Origin of the sequence: Gordonia sp. ABSL11-1 (genome assembly GCF_030315685.1) — a bacterium.
Taxonomy (GTDB): domain Bacteria; phylum Actinomycetota; class Actinomycetes; order Mycobacteriales; family Mycobacteriaceae; genus Gordonia.
Genome location: NZ_JASXSI010000042.1, coordinates 1 through 19997, shown reverse-complemented (window position 1 = coordinate 19997; position 19997 = coordinate 1). Strand labels below are relative to the sequence as shown.

The 19997-nt window shown below is 64.1% G+C and carries 10 protein-coding genes and 3 pseudogenes; 4 read left to right on the top strand and 9 right to left on the bottom strand.

The features are described 5' to 3' along the window. Nucleotides 1–489: 489 nt before the first annotated feature. Nucleotides 490–586: pseudogene (locus QSJ19_RS27085) on the top strand (helix-turn-helix domain-containing protein); the annotation flags it as partial. 607 nt (nucleotides 587–1193) lie between these two features. Here QSJ19_RS27085 and QSJ19_RS25685 read toward each other — a convergent pair. The 7 genes from QSJ19_RS25685 to QSJ19_RS25655 all read right to left on the bottom strand — a co-directional run bounded on the left by QSJ19_RS25685 (nucleotide 1194) and on the right by QSJ19_RS25655 (nucleotide 10239). After that, the gene (locus tag QSJ19_RS25685) at nucleotides 1194–2681 is read right to left on the bottom strand and encodes a carotenoid oxygenase family protein (RefSeq protein WP_286323880.1); all 1488 of its coding nucleotides are present in this window, start codon (nucleotides 2679–2681) and stop codon (nucleotides 1194–1196) included. A 33-nt stretch (nucleotides 2682–2714) separates the two neighbouring features. Continuing rightward, entirely contained in the window at nucleotides 2715–3176 is a 462-nt protein-coding gene (locus QSJ19_RS25680; RefSeq protein WP_286323879.1) for a PaaI family thioesterase, read from the bottom strand. Between the two features lie 4 nt (nucleotides 3177–3180). Beyond that, on the bottom strand, nucleotides 3181–4986 hold the full coding sequence (locus tag QSJ19_RS25675; protein ID WP_286323878.1) for a class I adenylate-forming enzyme family protein: 1806 nt from the start codon (nucleotides 4984–4986) through the stop codon (nucleotides 3181–3183). Continuing rightward, the gene (locus QSJ19_RS25670; protein WP_286323877.1) at nucleotides 4946–6142 is read right to left on the bottom strand and encodes a thiolase family protein; all 1197 of its coding nucleotides are present in this window, start codon (nucleotides 6140–6142) and stop codon (nucleotides 4946–4948) included. The genes QSJ19_RS25675 and QSJ19_RS25670 overlap by 41 nt, the downstream gene beginning before the upstream one ends. A gap of 5 nt (nucleotides 6143–6147) precedes the next feature. Beyond that, complete coding sequence (locus QSJ19_RS25665; protein WP_286323876.1) at nucleotides 6148–7656, bottom strand: aldehyde dehydrogenase family protein; 1509 nt, start codon at nucleotides 7654–7656, stop codon at nucleotides 6148–6150. 333 nt (nucleotides 7657–7989) lie between these two features. Next, entirely contained in the window at nucleotides 7990–8934 is a 945-nt protein-coding gene (locus QSJ19_RS25660) for a winged helix-turn-helix transcriptional regulator (RefSeq protein ID WP_286323875.1), read from the bottom strand. Between the two features lie 12 nt (nucleotides 8935–8946). Further along, entirely contained in the window at nucleotides 8947–10239 is a 1293-nt protein-coding gene (locus tag QSJ19_RS25655) for a thiolase family protein (RefSeq protein WP_286323874.1), read from the bottom strand. Here QSJ19_RS25655 and QSJ19_RS25650 point away from each other — a divergent pair. Further along, entirely contained in the window at nucleotides 10238–11782 is a 1545-nt protein-coding gene (locus tag QSJ19_RS25650; RefSeq protein ID WP_286323873.1) for a class I adenylate-forming enzyme family protein, read from the top strand. The two genes, QSJ19_RS25655 and QSJ19_RS25650, sit on opposite strands and share 2 nt — an antisense overlap. Before the next feature lie 42 nt (nucleotides 11783–11824). Beyond that, complete coding sequence (locus tag QSJ19_RS25645; RefSeq protein WP_286323872.1) at nucleotides 11825–12805, top strand: NAD(P)H-dependent flavin oxidoreductase; 981 nt, start codon at nucleotides 11825–11827, stop codon at nucleotides 12803–12805. Between the two features lie 378 nt (nucleotides 12806–13183). On the opposite strand, the pseudogene QSJ19_RS25640 reads toward QSJ19_RS25645, so the two are convergent. Next, nucleotides 13184–14553: pseudogene (locus tag QSJ19_RS25640) on the bottom strand (IS1380 family transposase). A gap of 297 nt (nucleotides 14554–14850) precedes the next feature. Continuing rightward, a pseudogene (locus QSJ19_RS25635) lies at nucleotides 14851–16236 on the bottom strand (IS1380 family transposase). Between the two features lie 587 nt (nucleotides 16237–16823). On the opposite strand from QSJ19_RS25635, the gene QSJ19_RS25630 reads away from it, so the two are divergent. Next, complete coding sequence (locus QSJ19_RS25630) at nucleotides 16824–19100, top strand: TPR repeat domain-containing protein (protein WP_286323871.1); 2277 nt, start codon at nucleotides 16824–16826, stop codon at nucleotides 19098–19100. Nucleotides 19101–19997: the final 897 nt, after the last annotated feature.

Below are 19997 nucleotides of genomic sequence, written 5' to 3'. Positions count from 1 at the left end.
GTTGAAGAGGGATGGTGAACGTCGTCGGCCTGCGTGCACAGATGGCGGCTTACCAATGTGAATACGGTGCGGGGGAAGGACACGCAGTGGCGTATGTGCATGTCGATGCCATTGGGCAGGAAGAGGACGCCGCCGATGGCCATGGCGAGGTCGGCACGGAACGTGAGCACCCCGGCGGCCCTGCCGAACAAACGGTAGGCACACAGGCCTACCGTCCGTCGCGCGTGGCAAGCGCTGCCATGTCGGCAGTTGTGATTCTTCTACTCGCCGCCTGCAGTCCCGGCGACGGCAGTTCACCCGCGAGTAGTTCACCTGTGCCAATCCCATCGATCGAGGACTATCCCATCGTCTGGCTGGACACCCCAAACCTCGATTTGGACAGCCCCGACGGGACCTTCGTCCGAGGTGTAGCCGAAGGCGGTGTCATACCCTCGTAGCAACGGTAGCCCAGAAGGGTTGAGGGACAGGGGGGTTGTGGTGGCACGCAGGATGTTGACGGTGGAGGACCGGGCGGAGATCGCGACGGGTGTGAAAGCGGGGTGGACGATCACCGCGATCGGCAGCGCATGTGGGTCGCTGTAAGTCCCCAGCTTGGCGGCTGGGTTCGCGGTGGTGAGCTTCTGGTATGTCCTGTCGTGCTATGTGTGGATTCCCGTGACGTGGCTTGTCGAGTCGATAGGTATCATCGTCGTCCGCCGGCGGCGCGGTAACACGTCGCTTCGAGCGCGATCGGAGCGCTCAGCGCGTCGTTAGCTTACCGTCGGCGAAACGGAATCCCCGTGCGCCCGAAGCACAGTCGATCCCGCCATGCTCCAGGGCGCTGCATGACACAGCTCCGACCGAGATGCTGTGATTCGCAGGGAGAACTCGTGCGCCCGGCGGCCACCTTCGGTGATCGTGTTCTGCACTCGCCCGTCGACGATCTGGATCGCGTTCGGTGGCCCGTAGAACGGCGGATTACTCACTACCGGGGTACCGGCGGGAAATGCCGCCGAGCACAGGACAGCACTTCTAACGGCCACCGGAAAATGGCGCATTCGCTCATTGGTGACGACGCGTACTGCCACCGGTAAAGCCCGGACTGCCCGGCGCTTCATACGTCGCGGGGTTCACAGCGGTTACGGGTGATGCATCTGCGAACGCGGTCCGTCCGGGCCACCATGCTCCCGATACCCACACCCCTCTCGGTCGCCTCACGGGCGCATCGCTGGTTCTGCGAGTTGATCGCTACGAACCCAGCACGCGTGGAATCCAGACGGAACACGCTGAGGCAGAAGAATTCTGGCGACCGGACCGGACTCGACACCCTCGGCGTCGAAGATGTCGATCTCGCCCCGGTCCTCCATCTCATCGTTGACGAAACAGACCAGATAGCCGTCCGTTTCTCCGGTGGAGTTGTCGCGCGGCGCGAACGGCGCCTCGGCGCCCCATCTTCCGGACCCGAACTTGTGCTCGACCTTCGAGCCAGTCTGCGAGTCGAACCGCACGATGCCGTCGAAGAGCAGCATCGGCTCAGTGCCGAGACTCATGTTGTACGAGTAGCGATGCGGCCGGCCCATGATCCGCGAGTCCACGCTGGGGAACTCGATGTTCGCGTCGTCGAGCGCAGTTTCGGTGGTCTGCCCAGTCCGAAGGTTGAAGCGGTAGCGGTACAGCTGGGCATCGAGGCGCATGTACGCGAGCATGCTGGCGAGCGGGTGGTCGAAAGTCGTCTGATGCTGCGGATTCTTCACCCGACAGGCGTCCATGACGATCTCCTCGCCCTCTTCCCACGAGTTGACGACGTGGTAGATGTAGCAGGGCCTCGCCTCGAACCAGCGCACGTCGGCACCGGTACCGTGGCGTGGGACGACCGCGAAACGTGACACGAGTTCACGGTCGTAGAATATTCGGTATTTGCCGGCTTTCCTGGCCTCCTGGTCCTGCACGAGAGGCAGGTCCATCAGGATCGAGTAGTTCTCGGTGATGGCCATGTCGTGCGGCAGGCGGGGTGCGGGTAAGTCGATGTGCGTCAGATGGGTTTGGGTACCCTCCGCTCCGATGACGCCGTACCGCAGGTAGTTCTGATCCGGGCCATAGTCAAACCAAAACAACTCGTTCGTCGCCTCGTCGACCTTGGGGTGGGCCATCATGTCACCGGCGAAGGTACCCAGAAAGTCCTGGGCGCCAACCGTTTCCAGCGACAGTGGATCGACCCCGTACGGGCTGCCGCACAGATACCAGGTGGCGAGCACCTGGCCACGGTGGTAGATGACGTCGGTATTGGCGGCGTCCTTGATCCCCAGACCGTGCCCGTTGCCGAACGGATTACCCTCGGGGTTCTCCATCAGCCCGGTCCACAGGGCCCGACCCGCTTCGGCCTCCCGTTCGAACGCGGCGGTGCGCACGTAGCGGTTGCGGTAGCGGACCGTGCCGTTCTCGAAGTGCGCGGCATGGATCATGCCGTCGCCGTCGAACATGTGGTATCGACCCGGCGCATCGAACTGCCGGTTCGGACCGTTGCGGAGGTAGACGCCGTTGAGGTCCTTGGGGATCTCGCCGATCACCTCTAGATTGTCCAACGTCAACTCGTCCCGAACCGGTGCGAACACACCGAGCAGATACGGGTTCTCGACGCCATTGTCGACCGGCGCGGCCACCGCGATCGGTGCGTCTTTCATCGAGGACTGTGTGTGGGTCATCGTCATTCCTATCGTTGTTGAAAAGCGGGCTGATCAGGGGTGAAGCACAAGTTGCGTGCAGCGGAACAGCGCGATCGTCCGGCCGTCACCGTCCCGCACGGTTGCGTCCCATGTCTGGGTCTTTCGACCGGCGTGGCTGGGTATTGCGGTCGCCGTGACCACGCCCGAGCGAGCGGTGCCGATGTAGTTGGTCTTGACTTCGAGTGTGGTGAAGCCGGTCGCACCCGCCGGCAGTGATAGGCGGGTTCCGATTCCACAGGCGGTATCTGCGAGGGCGACCACTGCTGCGGCGTGCAGGTAGCCGTTCGGCGCCAGCACGCGCTCGCTGACGGTGAACTCTCCGACAACCCTTTCCGGTGAAGCCTCGACCACCCGCATGCCGAGGATTCCCGGCATGCGCCCGTCGAGCATGGCGGTCAGTTCCTCGGCAAGTGGGGCGTTAACCCCGGCAGGAGTCGGACGGGGAGGAGCAACGGGGAATTCGTTGGTCGGCATCGCTTTACCCGTCCGCAGCGATCTCGAGACGAAGCTCGCGACGCTGTAGTTTTCCCACGGCGTTGCGGGGTAGCTGGTTCTTGACCACGAGACGCTCTGGGAGTTTGAAGGATGCGAGGTCTTTCTCGCGGAGAAACTCGACAAGTTCGTCCAGTGAGATGGACGCCTCCGGCTTCGGGACCACTACCGCACAGCACTTCTCTCCGAGAACCGGGTCGTCGTACCCAATGACCGCGATATCGGCGACCGTAGGATGATCGATCAACAGACCCTCGATCTCAGCGGGTGCGATGTTCATCCCGCCTCGAATGATGATTTCCTTGCTCCGGTCGACGAATCTGAGGTACTCGCCGTCCCCGCACAGTTCGAAAACGTCCCCCGTACAGAGGTATCCCTCTCCGTCGAAGGGGCTCCGCTCGGCTGTTCCTTCGAGATAGCCCGCGAAGACAGTGGGTCCCTTCAACCGGAGCTCTCCGCGATCGCCGACGCGAGTGACCGGCTCGCCTGTCGTGACGTCAACCAGCCGAACGTCAGTCTGCCTTGCCACCGACGTGGCCCAGGTCCTGCTGGTAGCGGCGTAGTTCGGAAGGTATTCGGCGCGAATCATGGGATCCGGCGTGTCGGACGGGGCACCGAGCAGACAGATGCCTTCGTTCGATCCGAAGAAGTTGAGGACCTCGATGCCGAGGTCGTTCTGCCAGTCCTTCACCACGCCGGGCGGAAGCGGCGCTCCACCGGAGCCGACGGTCTGCAGCGACGACAGATCGAAAGCCGTTCGCAGTGCCGGATTCTGAAGCAACATCGTGAGGACCGCAGGCGGCATGCTCGCGTGTGTGACGTGGTGTCGCTGGATCTGGTCGAGGAACACCGAAAGATCAAGTGGGTGGTGCTGCACCAGGTGAGCACCGCTCAACAGCCACGGCAGCAGCGATGTCGCGAATCCAGCCATGTTCACCATCGGGAAGGGACCGAGGATCACAGAGGTGGGAGTGACCTGAAGACCGTCTTGAGTAGTCTGACCAATCGCGAGCCAGTCGCCATGGCATCGGGGGACGCCCTTCGGGTCCGCTTCGGTGCCGCTGGTCCAGCAGATCGTGATGCAGTCGTTGACCGTTCGATCGATCCGTCGGGCCGCGTGCTTCGCCGCTTCGAGCTCATCGTCTGACGGAGGCTGCCGATCCAGGGCTATACCATCACCGTTGACGGATCCGAAGGTGAACACGAGGCGTAGCGGCGACGACTCTCCGATGAGGCCGAGGGCTTCTGCGTGCGGAGCCCGATCGTGTAGTCGAGTGGAGGTGACGACGGCGACGGCGGCAGCCGATTCGACGATGCGGCTCAACTCGTGCCGGCGGTACGAGGCGGGCATCGGTGCTGCGATCGCACCGAGCCTCCACAAGGCGAAGTACGTGGCGATGAGCGCGACCGAATTGGGAAGCAGAACCGCAACGACGTCGCCGGGGCCGATACCGTGAGCATGGAGGGTCGACGCGATGTCGTCGACCTGCGCATCGAGTTCACGCCAGGTGAGCGACTTCGCATCGATTCCTGATAGCTCCGTCACGTTCCCAGGATCACTAGCGGCTATCGCATCGCCACGCGAACGCACGTGCCCGTCGAAAAGGTCCAGCAGGGTCTCACCACGCCACCAGTCGCGCTCGAGGTTCTCTCGAACAACGGTGTCCGGGTGACAGCCGCGCAAAGGCCCCGGAGATGGGAGATTCATGTCGTTCATAGGCTTTCCGTTCCGATGGTGAAGTGGAGGGTGTTCATCCCATGCGCCGGACGACGACTGCGGCGCCGAGCCCAAGCGCTGCCGGGATGGTGACAAGGGCGTACTCGCCGCCGATCCTGTGCAGTTGATCGACCGCATTGACCAACAGCGCTCCGCCTCCGGCGCCGAGCGGATGGCCGGTGGCCATGGATCCGCCGACAGGATTGACCTTGTCCGGATCCAGGCCGAGCTGGTCGCTGATCAGGAGAACCGAGGCTGCGAAGGATTCGTTGGCCTCCACGGTGTCAAGCTCTGATGCAGCGATTCCCGCATTGGTCAGCGCGCGCCGCGCGGCGTCGACCGGTGCTGTGAGCAGTGGTGAGCGCACCGCAGCCTGGGCGATCCCGACGATCTCTGCGATCGGCTTGCGCCCGAGAGATGCGGCTGCGGAACGTGATCCGAGGACGGCGACTGCCGCACCGTCGGCGAGTGCAGGCGCCGTCGCGGCGGTGTGCAGTCCGCCGACCGGTTGGGAGACCGCCGGCAGTCGGTTCACGACGCGTTCCCAGGACGGGTCCTCACCAAAGAGCGGCTTCAGTTCCGCGAGCGCCGCGAGGTCGAGACCCGGCCGGGGCCCCTCATCCGCTGCCAACACCGTCTCCTCCCCCACCCGGATCGGCACGATCGATTCAGATGCGGGTGCTGCCAGCGCCCGCTCGTGGGAGGTGACTGCGGCCTGATCGAGATCCTCTCTGGTGAAACCGTATTGGGACGCGGTGAGGTCGGCCGAGACACCGATCGTCACGAATCCGGTACGTTCGCCGAGGGGTTCATCGCGAGCCATCGCGGGTTTGTCGGCCATCATCGGGACACGCGACATCGACTCGACTCCGCCCGTCACGACGACCTCGGCGATTCCCGATGCGATCTTGGCGGCACCGACCTCGATGGCATCGAGGCCTGAGCAACACAGCCGGGACACAACCCCCGCGTTGACGTCGTCCGGCCATCCGGCCCACAAGGCAGCGGCCCGGGCGATGTTTCCCCCCTGCTCGCCGACTGCGGTGCTGGTCCCGATCAGGATGTCTCCCACCGTCTCTGTGTCAAGCCCTCGGTCACGGACCGCCGTGAGCAGTTGACCGAGCAGATCGTGTGCGGGAACACCTGCGAGGCTTCCGCCTTGTTTGCGGACGCGGGCCTTCGGCGATCGGACGGCATCGTAGACGTAGACGCCGGACAGGAACTGGGACATCGCGTTCACTCCTCGATCTGACGGCGGTCCTGGACCATCCGGAAGCGGCCGGCCACGAAGGACTCGTCGGTCAGGGTGGCGTTGCCGGCCGGGTTGAGTCCGGTGACGTGGTAGTCGCTGTACGCCGCGGCGTACTGCATGGGCATGGACGAGACGAGGTTGGCCGACAATGATGCACCTGCATCCGCATAGGCATCCGCGATGGCGTCGATTGCCGAGTCGTCGGTGCAGTACAGATAGGAACTGATCGCTCCGTGACGCCGGATACTCGCTGTTGCATGCTCCACTGCCGCATCGCGATCGGCGCAATCGATCAGGTAGGCGACGGGACCGAACTGTTCACCGTTGGGCACTTGGTGACCGCGGCGCGGGTCGATGCGAATCAGCATCGGTGTCACAGCGCGGGCCTGCGGATAGTCCGGATGAGCGTATGGGGTGTGGCGGCGGACGAGCGTGTCTCCGGCGGTTGCGGCGAGGGAGTCGAGGGAGCGCAGCGTGGCGTCTGACTGGAGTGCTCCGCACACGGCTGCGGCGCGACGCGGGGCGGCCGCGAGATCGTCGAGCGCCGCGCGCAGCGCTGTCACGACTTCGTCCCTGGGCACGGTTCCGTCGGCGGTGTTCACACCCCCATCCAGGATATAGATGTTCTGGGGAGAGGTGCACATTTGCCCGCTGAACAGTGACAGCCCACCGGCGAGGGTCCTCAGGGTCGCAGCCAGGTCATGGACCGAGTCGAGGATGACGGTGTTGACGCCTGCGGTTTCGGTGAAGACCAGCGCGTCACCTGAATTGCGTTCGAGCCAGGAGCCGAAGTTCTGGCTGCCGGTGAAGTCGACGATTCGGGTGGCCGGGTGGGCAGCCAGGTCGCCGGCGATCGGGCTCTCCACGGTGTCGACTACCAGTTGGACCGCGTCCGCCGGCAGACCTGCATCGGCAAGTACTTCCCGGATGACCTGCACGGCCAGTGCGGTCCCGAGCACCGAACGTGGATGCGGTTTGACCAGTACCGGGTTCCCGGTGGCGAGGTTCGCCAGGATCGCAGGGTAGGCATTCCACGCCGGGAAGGATGCGCAAGCAACGACGAGAGCCGTCCCGACCGGGCGCGGACGGAACCGCTTGCGCAGCGTCACCGGGTTCTTTCCGAAAGTCTGCTGCCAGGTCACGGTTTCGGGAACCCTCGACATCGCGGCCCACGCCATCGCGACGGCTTCCAGCCCACGGTCGAGTGCGTTCGTCCCACTGCCACTGCACGCCATACCCAGGCTCTGCCCGGTGGTGTGGGAGGTTACGGCGGCGAACTCCTGCCCGCGTCGGTGGATTCGGCGCAGCGACTCGAGGCACACCCCCACGCGCTCCTCGACGCCTGCATCCCGAAGCTTGTCGGCGGCGGCCACCGCACCATCCAGCGTCTCCTCGACCGAGGGGGCGGCGTAGGTGACGTTGAGCGACTTTTCGGTGTACGGCGAGATCTCGTCGGCGGTGACGACAGAGGAAGTCGGAGCCGAAAGCTGCAACGTGACACCGTCGTACGCGCCAACCAGCGTTTCCGCGCGCTCTGGTTCAGGTGGGGCAATCGGTGCGAAGCCCGTCCACGCGGACCGGGTTCGGTTGGCCTCGACTGCGGAGTTCAGAAGAGAGAGGTGGGGCGTGAAGAACATGAACGCTCGTTTCTGTCGACGAAGGGCGCGCCTCGGTAGGTGGGGTGGCCACTGCTGGTCCGGGCCAACGCTCTTACTACCGTTAATGAAGTGAACCAATCGGCGTGCGACTTGTCAACGTTGTGGTTTCATCCGGCAAGGCTTTGGACGATGCCGAGACTTATCGGCGAGTGCGGATCAAGGGGCTCTTCAGGGCTCGAAGACAACCGAGGTGCGCTCGAGGATGGCATCGCATCCACGGCACCGCAGGGCAGGCCACAGCGGCTGCCCGCATTCGACGTGATGGAGCAGGGGACCGAGTTGCTCCACCGGGACCTCGGGGTGTGCGCGGCGGGTCCAGGCCAGCTGGAAGGCGAAGATTGGGAACAGCGCCCGACCGCGCGGGGTGAGGACGTAATCCCGGCCACCATCAGCGCGGCAGAGGACGCCGCCTTCGGTCAGCCTGGTCAGGCGCTCGGTCAGCGTGGTGGGCGAGATCTTCAAGATCGACTGGAATTCACCGAATCGGCGTACCCCGGACAGCGCGAGCCCGGTGACCAGCGCACTCCACCGGTCCCCGATCGCCTCCATGACCACCGAGAACTGCAAGTCCGCCCGGCCGATGTCCGGCGTGCTCCGCGATGACCGCCGTCGCCTGCTTCGCGCCGCCAGGACCAGTGTCGCGGGATCGACCTCGAGATGAGCGTCACGCGCCTTGACCGTGCGCCCGCAGGCCCGGCACGCGAGTTCCGGGGGTCCGCGATGACCACAGTCCTCATGGACGAACTCAGGCTGCAGCAGGCCCTCTGGGGACCATTCGCGCTGCCAAGACCAGACACTGACCAAGAACTCCCAGGTGGCGAGCCCGAGTTCGGTGAGCAGGTAGTCGTGCCGGTCGTACGCACCCGGTCGGGGTCGACGCTCCATGAGCCCGGCGTCGAGCAACGCGCTCAGTCGCGAAGTCAGGACCGCTGGCGGCGCACCTGTTCTTTCGATCCAGTCACTGAATCGCCGAACGTGGTCGACGAACGCATCGCGGAGGATGACGACGGTCAACCGATCCCCGAGCAGGTCGATCGTTTGCGCGATCGGGCTCGGCGACACTGCAACGGGATCGCCCTCCCCCACATGCACCACCTTCATCGCACTGCCCATCGACGGTCCGCGTCAGGCCTCCACAACGATAGCGATCCCTTGCCCGACTCCGATGCATGCCGCCGCGACGCCGATTCCGCCACCGAGCCTGCGCACGTGCCGAAGACAGTCGACGACGATCCGCGCGGCGGATCCACCCAGCGGGTGCCCCATTGCAATAGCGCCCCCGAAGGGATTGACCCGGTCGGCCGGGATCTCGGGCAGCTCACGAAGGCACGAGAGGACCACAGCCGAAAATGCCTCGTTCAACTCCAGAACGCGAACGTCTGCGAGGGACCGTCCTGCGCGGTCGAGTGCTCGTCCGATTGCGCCGACCGGCGCGATCGCGAACCTGTCCGGAGCGACGCCGACGACTGCCGAGGCCAGCACCCTGCCCAGCGGTTCGACCCCGAGACCCCGCGCCAGATCACCGCCCGCGATCAGTGCGGCGACGGCTCCGTCGCTGACCGGCGAGGAGTTTCCCGCAGTGACACTGCCGTGGGGCGAAAAGGCTGGTCGCAGTCCCGCCAGCGCCGCTGGGTCTGCCGCGCGGATCGGCTCGTCGCGTTCGAGACCCGCATAGGACATGGCGAACCCGTCATGTAGGCCGCCAGCCCACGCGCTCGCCGCAAGCTCATGCGATCGCAGCGCCCACTCGTCCTGCTCGAGCCGTTCGACACCCTTTTCCTCAGAGACCAGCTCCGCAGAACGCCCGAGCGACTCCACCCACGGCGCAGGGAAGCGCGGGTTCACCATCCGCCACCCGACGGTCGTCGGGACGAGGTCGAGCGTGCGAGGGAAGGCCGCGTCGACGGGTGGGAGCACGTAGGGGGCCCTGCTCATGCTCTCCGAGCCGCCAGCGATCACCACGTCCGCGTCGCCCGCCGCGACGAGCCTGACGCCGGCGAGAACCGCCTCTGCGCCCGACCCGCACAAGCGGTTCACCGAAACTCCGGGCACAGTTTCCGGCAGTCCGGCCAGGAGCGCCGCCATTCGCGCAATATTTCGATTGTCCTCGCCGGCGCCATTCGCATTGCCCCAGACGACATCGTCTACTCGTGCGAGATCCAATCCGGGATGACGCCCGATCAGGTCGACGATGGGCAGCGCCGCGAGATCGTCCGCGCGAACGTTCGAGAGTGCGCCTCGCGCCGAGCCGAAAGGTGTTCGAGCAGCGTCAACCACCCAAGGCGTGCGCACATCTGTATGCGATCCCCTAGCGCCAGCCATACCGCTCCACCTCTTCCTGCCGTGGTCACTTGCCAAAGCGCACCGTACGTTGTCTACTTCAATAATTGTAGCGAACTGGAGAGCTGGAGAATGCATGTCGATAGCAGATGTGATCCGTACCGCCGCCGACACGTTCGGTGACCGCGTGGCCGTGGAGGACAGCGACGGGTTGGTGACCTTCACCGATCTGTGCGACCGAGTTCACCGACTGGCGGCGGGACTGGGCACCCTCAGCGTCAACCTGGGCAGTACAGTCCTCGTGCTGCTCCCCAACTCTGTCGCCGCAGTCGAAGTGGACTTGGCGTTGACCATCAGCGGACACGTACGAGTGGCGCTGAACCCCAGGGTTGGCGAGGTCGACTGGGCCCGCATCATGCAGGACTGTAACCCTGCTGTCGTGGTCTTTGACCCCCGGATCGCCGGGGCCGCCGATTTTGCTGCGCGGTCGTCGGCCGCAGTCCTGATCTCGACTGTGGCGACCGCCGTCGCACCGCATACCCTCGACGACGTCGCCGCCGCTGCCCCGGCGCGTCGCGCATTACCGCACCTTGCCCCCGATTCGCTCTGCGCCCTGCATTACTCCTCCGGTACTTCCGGAATACCCAAGGGAGCGCAGCGCTCACACCGCAATCGCCTGGCATCGATGCGCGCGATGCGCGAACATGTCCTCGCCGGTACCCTTGACGGCCCCACCATCCCGGTTTTCGTTCACGCCGGACCTGTTATCCACACCAGCGGCCTGTTCGTTCTGCCGTTTCTCGAGTGCGGTGGGCGACAAATCTTGCTCGACCATGCCCGGCCTGCCGAGGTAGCTGCCGCGATCGGAACGTACGGCGGGACCCACACGGCGCTGGTGCCCACGGTCGTCGCCCGCCTGCTCGACCTCACCGATGAGCAACTCGCACCGATGCGGCGGATGCGGATGCTCGCATACGCCGGGGCGCCGATGCCGGTCGAGCATCTCCGTCAGGCCTACCGTCGGATCACACCGAACCTCGTCCAGTACTACGGCATGGTCGAGGCGATTCCTCCGCTGACGGTACTCACCCCGGCTGATCACAGGCGTGGAATGACAGAGGATCCGAACATCCTCGGCTCGATCGGGCGGCCATGCGCGGATGTCGACATCGAGTTCCGCGAGGACCACCGGATTTGCGTCGACGGCCAGGTCGGAGAACTTGTCGTGAGCGGTCCGGCGGTGAGCCAGGGCTACCACAACGCCGCCTCCCGAACAGACCTCGGCAAGAGCCATACCGATGGGTGCCTCTACTCCGGCGACCTCGGATACCGAGCCGCATGCGGCTACATCCATCTCACCGGGCGCAGCAAGGACATGATCATCACCGGCGGCTACAACGTCTACCCCCTCGAAGTAGAAGAGGCACTGTCGGCCATCCCCGGCGTCCACGATGTGGTCGTCGTGGGCCTTCCGGACCCGGTTTGGGGTCAGCGCATCGTTGCAGCGTACACGGGCGACACGGCCAACGAGACCGCTGTTCTCGCCGAGAGTCGACGCCGCCTGCCAGATTTCAAGCGACCCAAATCCGTGCACCGTGTCGAGACGCTCCCCCTGACCCCACTCGGAAAGGTCGACCGCGCGCATGCATCCCTGCTGCTCGCAGGCCTGACCCCTTTTTAGCCGAACAACCAACTGTCGCAACGTAACTCAGAGAAGGACACCATGAACAACGCCATCCCCAGCGCTCTTCGCGTCCCTGTTGTCGCGGCTCCGATGTTCCTCGTCTCCGGACCGGATCTCGTCATTGCCGCATGTGAGGCCGGCGTCATCGGCTCATTCCCCACCCAGAACTGCCGCACGGTTGCCGATCTCGACACCTGGATGGGACTGATCACCGACCATCTGTCCTCAGCCGGTGAAGATTCGCCGGCGCCGTGGGCCGTCAACCTCGTCACGCACAGCAGCAACGCACGGCTACAGGACGATCTGCAGCTGATCGCCGAGTACAAACCGCAGGTCGTTATCACTGCACTCGGTTCACCCAAACCTGTGATGGACGTGGTGAAAGACTATGGCGGCACGGTGATCGCAGATGTCGTCAACATGAAACTCGCCCACAAGGCGGCAGCCGCAGGCGTCGACGGAATGGCCTGTGTCTCAGCTGGAGCGGGCGGCCACACCGGCCACTTGTCGCCGTTCGCGTTCACCTCGGCTGTCCGCGAGTTCTTCGACGGCATGATCATCATCGGCGGCGGCATCACAGACGGCCACGGTGTGGCCGGCGCTATCACCGCGGGCGCAGATCTCGTATATATGGGCACCCGCTTCCTCCCCGCCAAGGAGAGCATGGCTGAACCGGCATACAAGCAGATGATCGTTGACAACGGGCCCGATGACCTCATCATCAGCTCCGCCGTCACAGGCACGCCCGCATCGTGGCTCAGACCCAGTCTCGTCGCTTGCGGCCTCGACCCCGACAACCTCCAGTCACCGACAGGTTCGAAGAACTACACCGCCGGCAGCGCGTCCATCAAGAGGTGGAAGGACGTGTGGGCGGCCGGCCAGGGGCTACAGACCATCCGTACGATCGAACCGGTTAGCACCATCGTTGACCGGATTGCAACGGAGTACCAGACGGCCCTGCATCGCGCGTCGGTTGCGCAGGGCGTGCCTCGCGTACCGGGGGAAAAGGTCGACGCATAGGCGAAAGAGCCAGGAGCGGAGCCTTACCCGGCTCAATGAGGGAAGGCACGCATGCGAACACCTGATGGGAACGCAAGTACCAACCAATGGGATCAATGTGCCACGAAGGATACTTGTTCACCTGAGCAGTCACGCGGTCTCCTGAGCAGCGGCATCGACGAAGTCGTGGGCGCGCTGGTTCGTGTCCTTGCTGGTCTTGGCGGTTGTGGGGGCTCAGCCTCGATCCACCGATCGGCTTTGCGGGGTGTGGTGAAAGGTGTTGACCGCGTTCGGTCCGATGGTGGGCGTGGGTGAGTCGCCGGTCTCTGATGTCGGCTTGTTTCACTGGGTTTCGGATTCGGGGCGGGTGGGCCACTCGGGTTAGGTATGGGTTAGGTATCAGGCTGCGTGTTGTCGGCCGATCGTGTCGTCGAACAACAGGGTCCACTCGTTTTCCCAGGGCCATCGGGCGGGTAGGTGTATGGTGATGCGCCGGGCAGAGGAGGCGATGCGGGCGGGCACGCAGATCAAGGCACGCCGGATCGTGGAGGTGGTGGCCTTGGCCAGGCGCTGTCCGCCGAGGCAGGCGGTGGCGCGGGTGAGGTTGACCGCGATGACCGCGCACACCAACCATGCGGCGTTCGCGCAGAACTTCCCCGACAGCAGATGCGCCAACGCGGAGGCCTTCAGGTCGGCATGGACTTGTTCGATGATCGCATGGCCGCGGTGGGTCTTGTCGGCGGTGACGGTGTCGAGGTCGCTGGTGGTAAAGAACGCGTGGAACCGCCACACACCGAACAGGCCGTCCCCATCGGGTTGGAAATCGGTGACGCGGCCTACGACCAGCCGACCTCGAACCTGCCGCGCTTTGGCTTTCGAGGTGAACGCGGTGAACGGCATCTCGGCGACCTCGGCACGCGAGACCCACCGTCGGGTGTTCTCATCGAGGACTGCGTCGGTGTACTCGATAGAGGCGTCCTCGGCGATCGTGGCGATCTGTGCCCGAACGTGGGAGTCCTGGCGCACGGTGACCGACACCTGCGCACCGGCCCGAATCGCGGTCGTGACCGCCCGGTAGCCGTAGAACGCTGAATCCGCGCGCAGCAAGACCGGCCCCGACGCATCGGCTGATCGTAGCCGAGTGAGGGTGACCAGGGTATCGGCGATCAATCGGTGTGCCCCGCGGGCGGAGTTGCAGGCCCCCTCGCGTAGTCGTTGCGCGGCGATCACCGGTGCACCCTGCGCGGTGGTGAGGGTGGTGATCGCTGAGTTCAGCCCACGTACCCGGGTGTAGCCGAACCCGGCACCGTGTGTGGCCGGGCCATGCACTTCGATGATCGAGTCGTCGATGTCGACCATCACCGGGCCGTCGATCCCGGCCAGTACCGGAGTGCGGGTGTGCAGTCCGGCCAGCACCCGAAGGGCGATCGCGTCGAGTTGGCGGACATGCCCAAGGAGGACTCCCGCAGAAACGACCCCAATGTCGACGGGGCGTAGGGGTGATCGAACACCCGGCCCATCGCACCGTGTCGTAACACCGCCATGTCGTCGATGCTGTCGGCGCCGGCGGCCATGCCGGCGACCAGCGAAAACATCTTCCGATCTGGGTTGGCACCCTTGTCGGTGGGCACCGTCAGATACTCACCAGACAGGCGAGAGAGGCCAGCCTGCTCGGCCAACGCCATCACCGGCACCACACCGGCCGCTCCGAGCAGATTCGGATCATCACAGAATGCCGACCAGACCGGATGGCTGTGAGACAATCGCATCTACGAGATGCCCTTCTGCGTGTACGGCTGGAACACTAGACAAGTCCCATTCTGTCACTCAGACAGGGCATTTCGTCTATCCCTCACCGACCAACCGCATACGAATCGGTGGATCGATGGCTTAAGCCTCGATGTTTCGCGGGGTGACGCCTGCTGTGTGAGTTGGTCCGGTGGGGTGGTCTGAGGACCGGATTGCGGACCGGGGCGGTGAGTGTGTGGCCGAGCGTCGGTGGGCGTCGGGGTTCACGGCCCCGAAGTGCGTTGTCCTTTCAGTCGTGGGTCAGGCTGGCCGGAGGATCAGCCGGGGTTGGGAAGTGCTGCGAGTCGGGCGATCCCGTCGAGCAGCAACTGGAGGTGGGGTGCGGTGGCGGCGAGTGTGAGTCGGCTCCGCCTGGCGTGGCGAGTGAGTCGGGCAGCGATCGAAAAGACTTGTAGTCGTAGCCGTTTGGGTTCCCACCGGCGGGCGGGGGTGGTGTCGAAGGCGAGTATCTGGGTCCAGGCGATCAACTCACACGCCAACGCGATGATGGCACACCAGATGCGGTTCTGATCAAAGCCGTGCAGGGGAAGGTTCGTCAGGCCGCAGTCTTTGGCGGTGCGGATGCGGTCCTCGCAACGCGCACGCCGGCGATGGCGCAGTTCCAGTTCGGCCAGCTGACCGCGGGGTGTGGTGGTGGCGAACGCGGTCAGCCGCATGCCGTCGGAGTCGGTGAACCGCAACTGCGCCCCCGGATGCGGTTTCTCTTTCCGCACGATGACCCGCATCCCGGTGGGCCAGCCTGAAAGGTCGAGCATGCCCGTCAGTTCCACGACCCACGCCCCGTCGCGTTCAACACCGTCGGCGTCGTGGGCCGGGGTCCACGTCTGCGGTTGCAGCCGGTTGATGATCTCGGCGATGGCTTCGGTGAGCCCGAATCCGACCGAGTAGGCCAGCCGCCGCCTGGTCAGATAGTCGAGGAAGTCGTGGGTAGCACCGGCGGAATCGGTACGGATCAACACAGCTTTGCCGACCCGATAGCCATCGCCGCCGGGTACCTGCGCCAACGCCTGCTCGACGACGGCGATGTGATCGGCGGCGGTGTTCGACCCGGCATTACCGGGCCGTAACGCGATCGCCAATGGTTCACCGGTGCCGGCGGCCTGATGATCGGCGAACGCGCACAGCGGGTGAAAACCGAAGCCCTTCTTCCAGGTCGGCATCGCCAGCTCTTTATTGGAGTGTGCGGTCACCAGGGCGGCGTCGAGGTCGATGATCAACGGGTGCCGCGCATCACGGTCATGGCTGGGGGCTGCGGCGCCGGCCGCGGTCCACGCCTGCTCGCGGGCGGTGTTGATCGCCGACAAGGCTGCCGGTGCATCGGTGGCCAGCGTGGAGATCAGCCGCGACACCGTCGGATCCGAGGCCACCGGCCCGAACACGCCCGGGTCGGCACGCACTTGGTTGATGTCAGCCACACAGTCCCCGCCCAGGGCGACCGAGATGGCGAGGTCGAGCAGGATCTTGCCCGGATCGTGGGTGGCCGCAGGTTTGCGCCACGGCGTTCAACAACACCGTCGACAATTGGCTGCTCAGACCGGTTTTCTCGACCACGCGCAGCAGGACCGCCGCGCGGCGTGCGACACCACCCCGGTTCCGGGACCATCTGCCGACAACGACGGGTAACACGACGTAGACTTACTCACCGGAATGGTGCTCCTCGAACTGGTCCGATTGAAACTGCGGTAAGTCCAATCATCCCAGGTCAGGGCACCATTCTTCTGTCACGCCACGGAATCACCGTGAAAGCTCGAGGCTCATGGCAGACGACACAAGTCGCTGGGAACCCGATGGAACCGATGCCCCCCACAGGTACGTCTAAGTGGTTGAGGAGCGAAGGTGAACTTCGTCGGGCCGGCTGCACCTGATGGCAGCTGACCTGGTAAGAAGGCGGTTCGGGGGAAGGACACAGAGTGACGGATTTCCATGTCGATCCATCAGAGCTGCGTACCGCAGGCAACCAGATCGGGAAGAGTCAGACCGGCGCAGACACAGCCGCTACCAGCGCGGCTCCGATCCGTCAGGCGGCAGCAGGTCTCAGCGGCACCGACACTGCTCGCGCACTCTCCGCGGCAGCGGGTTCAGCTGAATCGGCAGTCGAAGTGGTTCAGTCTCGCGTCGGCGCGTGGGTCTCAATCCTCAACGAGTCCGCAGACACATTCGACGGTACCGACAAGCAGAGCGCGGAACGCCTCAAAGCTCTCGGCGACTTCAACCAGGCACCCAACCACTGATGCGTCCCACACGGTCGCAGGTCGACGGCTTCGACTTCGGTGCGGCTCCCGCGGCCGCAAAGGCTGCCGACACCCTCGGGAGCCATATCGAGAAGGATGGCGAGAACATCCACCGGACCATCTCGGGCATGGACTGGTCCGGCGACGCTCGCGACGCAGCCGACTCCCGGGCCGCAGCCGAGAAGGTACAGCTCACCCGCGTAGCGGACGCTCTTGAGAGAGTCTCAGCTGCAGTCACCCACGGGACCTCCTCGATGTCGCACATCGCCGACCGACTCACCGCCGACGGCGCTGGGTACGAAGGCGACGGCTACGCGGTCGCCGACGACTGGAAAGTCACCGACGCATACAACTACGGCCTCGCCAACCTGATGACCGCTGGCGATGCGGAAGCACAGCAAAGACTCGCTGACCTTCAACGGGCACGAGCGAACGCGGCCGCAAATGCGACCGCCGCATTGAGTCGTCTGGTATCTGAGTTCGACCACGCGGACAGCGCATGCGCGGGCGCCATCGACGCGGCAAGCGCAGATGTCAGTGCGCTGGCACCGGTGTCGTCGGCGCTGGGTGGTCAAGTTGCTGACCGAATCGCAGACAAGCTCTCCGAGGGTCAGCCTCTCACGCCGTTCGAGCGCCGCGTTCTGGAAGAAGGCACCAAGCTCACGCCCGACCAACTCGAAGCCCTGCGCAACGGAGGTACTGCCACATTGCCGCAGGGTCAGTTCGACTTCCTGCGCGAACTGACAGCCGAGTTGGATGGAAAGTCGATGGACTCGATCCTGGCCTTGGGCGAGGGTACTCAGCATGGCGAGGTCCAGAACAACCTTGCGAATGCATCGCAGATCCTCGGCATCCCTAACGTCCGAACTGGCGCCGGCGATCACGGAGGAATGCAGGCGCTGCCCGCGAGCATTCGATCCCTGTTGACCACCAACATGGTCACTGGCACCAATCCTTCTGTGGCAGAGCGCCTCTTGGTAGGTGGGAAGCCTCGGGTCAAGAACCTTGATGAGTTCTTCAAGATGACCGACTTCATGGGTAAGAGCGACGAGAACCTGCGGGTTGGATCCGACGTGAACCGCGGCATTCTCAAGCAAGTTGCGGAAATCTCAGCTGTTGGCGAATCACCGGGATCCGGCAACAACATGACCGCCGCTGGATTCGACCGGGCTCTCGACAAGGCCCTGGCGGCCGCAGCAACTGATCGCATCGCTTCGCACGATTTCATCACCGGCGACAACATGGACGTAACCTGCGCCGACGGTGGACGTTACAACGCAGGCATCCATCTCAACGGGCTGGTCAGTCAAGAATGGGAACACGGCAGCTCCGGCCTCCACAAATTGTTCGATTGGGTCGGTGACGAAGCCGGTTCCGCGAATCCCTATCAAGCCACGATGTCACGGGAGGCCGCGAGCTCTCTGGGACACTATCTCGGCTCACGCGACGATCTCGCAGTCAACGAGGGGTTGGGCGTGCGAAACCCGGAGATGGCGCGAATCTTCGCCAATGTGCTGAGCCCCTATCTGGGAGACTTCAGCGGGATCAATGAGACCAGCAGCGGTATCCATACTTTTGGTGCTGACAGGCTTACCCCTGGGGAATTGGAGAACATCTTCCGCTCAATCAACACTGACGGCGAGGCAGCAGCCACGCTGAACTCTTCTGCGTTCAAGTGGCAAAACTTGATGGCCGTTCATTACGGACTCGATACACACCAGAGCTCGCTGGCCGAACACGCTGGCGTGTTGTCGCAAGCAATGACCGACGGTAATGGACACGCGGTGGAGTACCTCTCCGATTCACAATTCGAAGAACGAATGAGAATTTACAACAATCAAATGCAGTTCTTCGGTACAGTCAAAGACGCTACCGGACTCCTTCCATTTGGTTCCCAGACGCAGCTACTCATGCAACAGCCGCTGGCTGACGCAATCTTTGGCGAGGCACCGGTACGGGAGAACGCAGCCAATCAAGGCAACGACCCGGATTGGGTGGCCCAACTCAACGACCCGAAAGTGCTGCAATTCTACCAATTCTCGGGGTATGTGGGTGAGCACCCCGAGCTGAGACAGGAATATCCAGAGTGGTTTGGGCCGGATGGTCAGCTGGATTGGGAGGTAGTCAAGGAAAACAATAGATGGGCGGACTTCATGGGGCCAGTGTCCGACGGGTGGCAGGACAGCTACGAACGTGGGCAGGACAGGCCGGATTGGCCTGCGGGGCCAGATAACCCGAAGCCCGAGCATCCCAACGATCCTGTCCACAAGCCGTGACCATGGGACTCAGGCGTGAGTGGCGTGTCGCCGGCGTTGTCATGTCAGCGGTTGCGGTTCTACTGTTGGCCGCCTGCAACCCTGCCAGTGACGATTCACCGGCGAGTAATCCATCTGTGGCAACCCCAACGATCGAGAACTACCCAATCGTGTGGCTCGAGACGCCCAACCTCGACCTGGACAGCGCCGACGGAACCTTTGTCCGCGGGATAGCCGAATCTCGGTATCTGCGCTCGCAACTCGGCCCCGATGCTTACTTCCCTGGGTTTCGGGAAGCATCCGTGTCCGCGTACGTATGGTCCGACGACCTCTCGCCACGCCACAACCCACCGCACACGACCTACATGTGGGTAGCACCGTTCCCTGACCCCGATCCACAGAACAATCCAACCTGGCACCCATTATCAGCCCAGGTCGGCGGTGTTGCCGTCTGCGCCACTTCTCCGGGGATTCCGGTCGCTGACGATGCAGTGTTCTTCACCTATAGCCGTAGCGGCAGAACTCCGCCCGTTAACCAGCATGGCCCTCGCCAAAAACCTGTCCGCAACATCTTTGGGGACTGGAGAGGCCTCGATTTCATCGAAACCACCCATCTACGCATGCAACGCTGCAGCAATCGACCGGGCCCGTTGCCTGCACTCCACACCTCGAGACCCGGTTGGCCGTCCCAGAGTGAGTGACACCGATGACTGACCATAGCTACCAATTCCCACCGCATATCCTCGCTGCGCTCCGCGCACCCGAGGGCACGACCGTAGAGGAGATTTACGCGCGGTTCCCAGACGCCGCGCCTACGAAACACTCTGCCGAGTCAGCACAGACTCCTCCAGACGATGCGGACTTCAGGGCCAGGTACCAAGACGCGGTCGATGACTGGCATAGCCGGAATGGATGGAA

What these genes read in the sequence shown, in the direction of transcription:
- QSJ19_RS25685 (WP_286323880.1), bottom strand. Translation starts at nt 2,681, where the DNA reads ATGACCCACACACAGTCCTCGATGAAAGACGCACCGATCGCGGTGGCC.
- QSJ19_RS25680 (WP_286323879.1), bottom strand. Translation starts at nt 3,176, where the DNA reads ATGCCGACCAACGAATTCCCCGTTGCTCCTCCCCGTCCGACTCCTGCC.
- QSJ19_RS25655 (WP_286323874.1), bottom strand. Translation starts at nt 10,239, where the DNA reads ATGCATTCTCCAGCTCTCCAGTTCGCTACAATTATTGAAGTAGACAAC.
- QSJ19_RS25670 (WP_286323877.1), bottom strand. Translation starts at nt 6,142, where the DNA reads ATGTCCCAGTTCCTGTCCGGCGTCTACGTCTACGATGCCGTCCGATCG.
- QSJ19_RS25660 (WP_286323875.1), bottom strand. Translation starts at nt 8,934, where the DNA reads ATGGGCAGTGCGATGAAGGTGGTGCATGTGGGGGAGGGCGATCCCGTT.
- QSJ19_RS25630 (WP_286323871.1), top strand. Translation starts at nt 16,824, where the DNA reads ATGCGTCCCACACGGTCGCAGGTCGACGGCTTCGACTTCGGTGCGGCT.
- QSJ19_RS25650 (WP_286323873.1), top strand. Translation starts at nt 10,238, where the DNA reads ATGTCGATAGCAGATGTGATCCGTACCGCCGCCGACACGTTCGGTGAC.
- QSJ19_RS25645 (WP_286323872.1), top strand. Translation starts at nt 11,825, where the DNA reads ATGAACAACGCCATCCCCAGCGCTCTTCGCGTCCCTGTTGTCGCGGCT.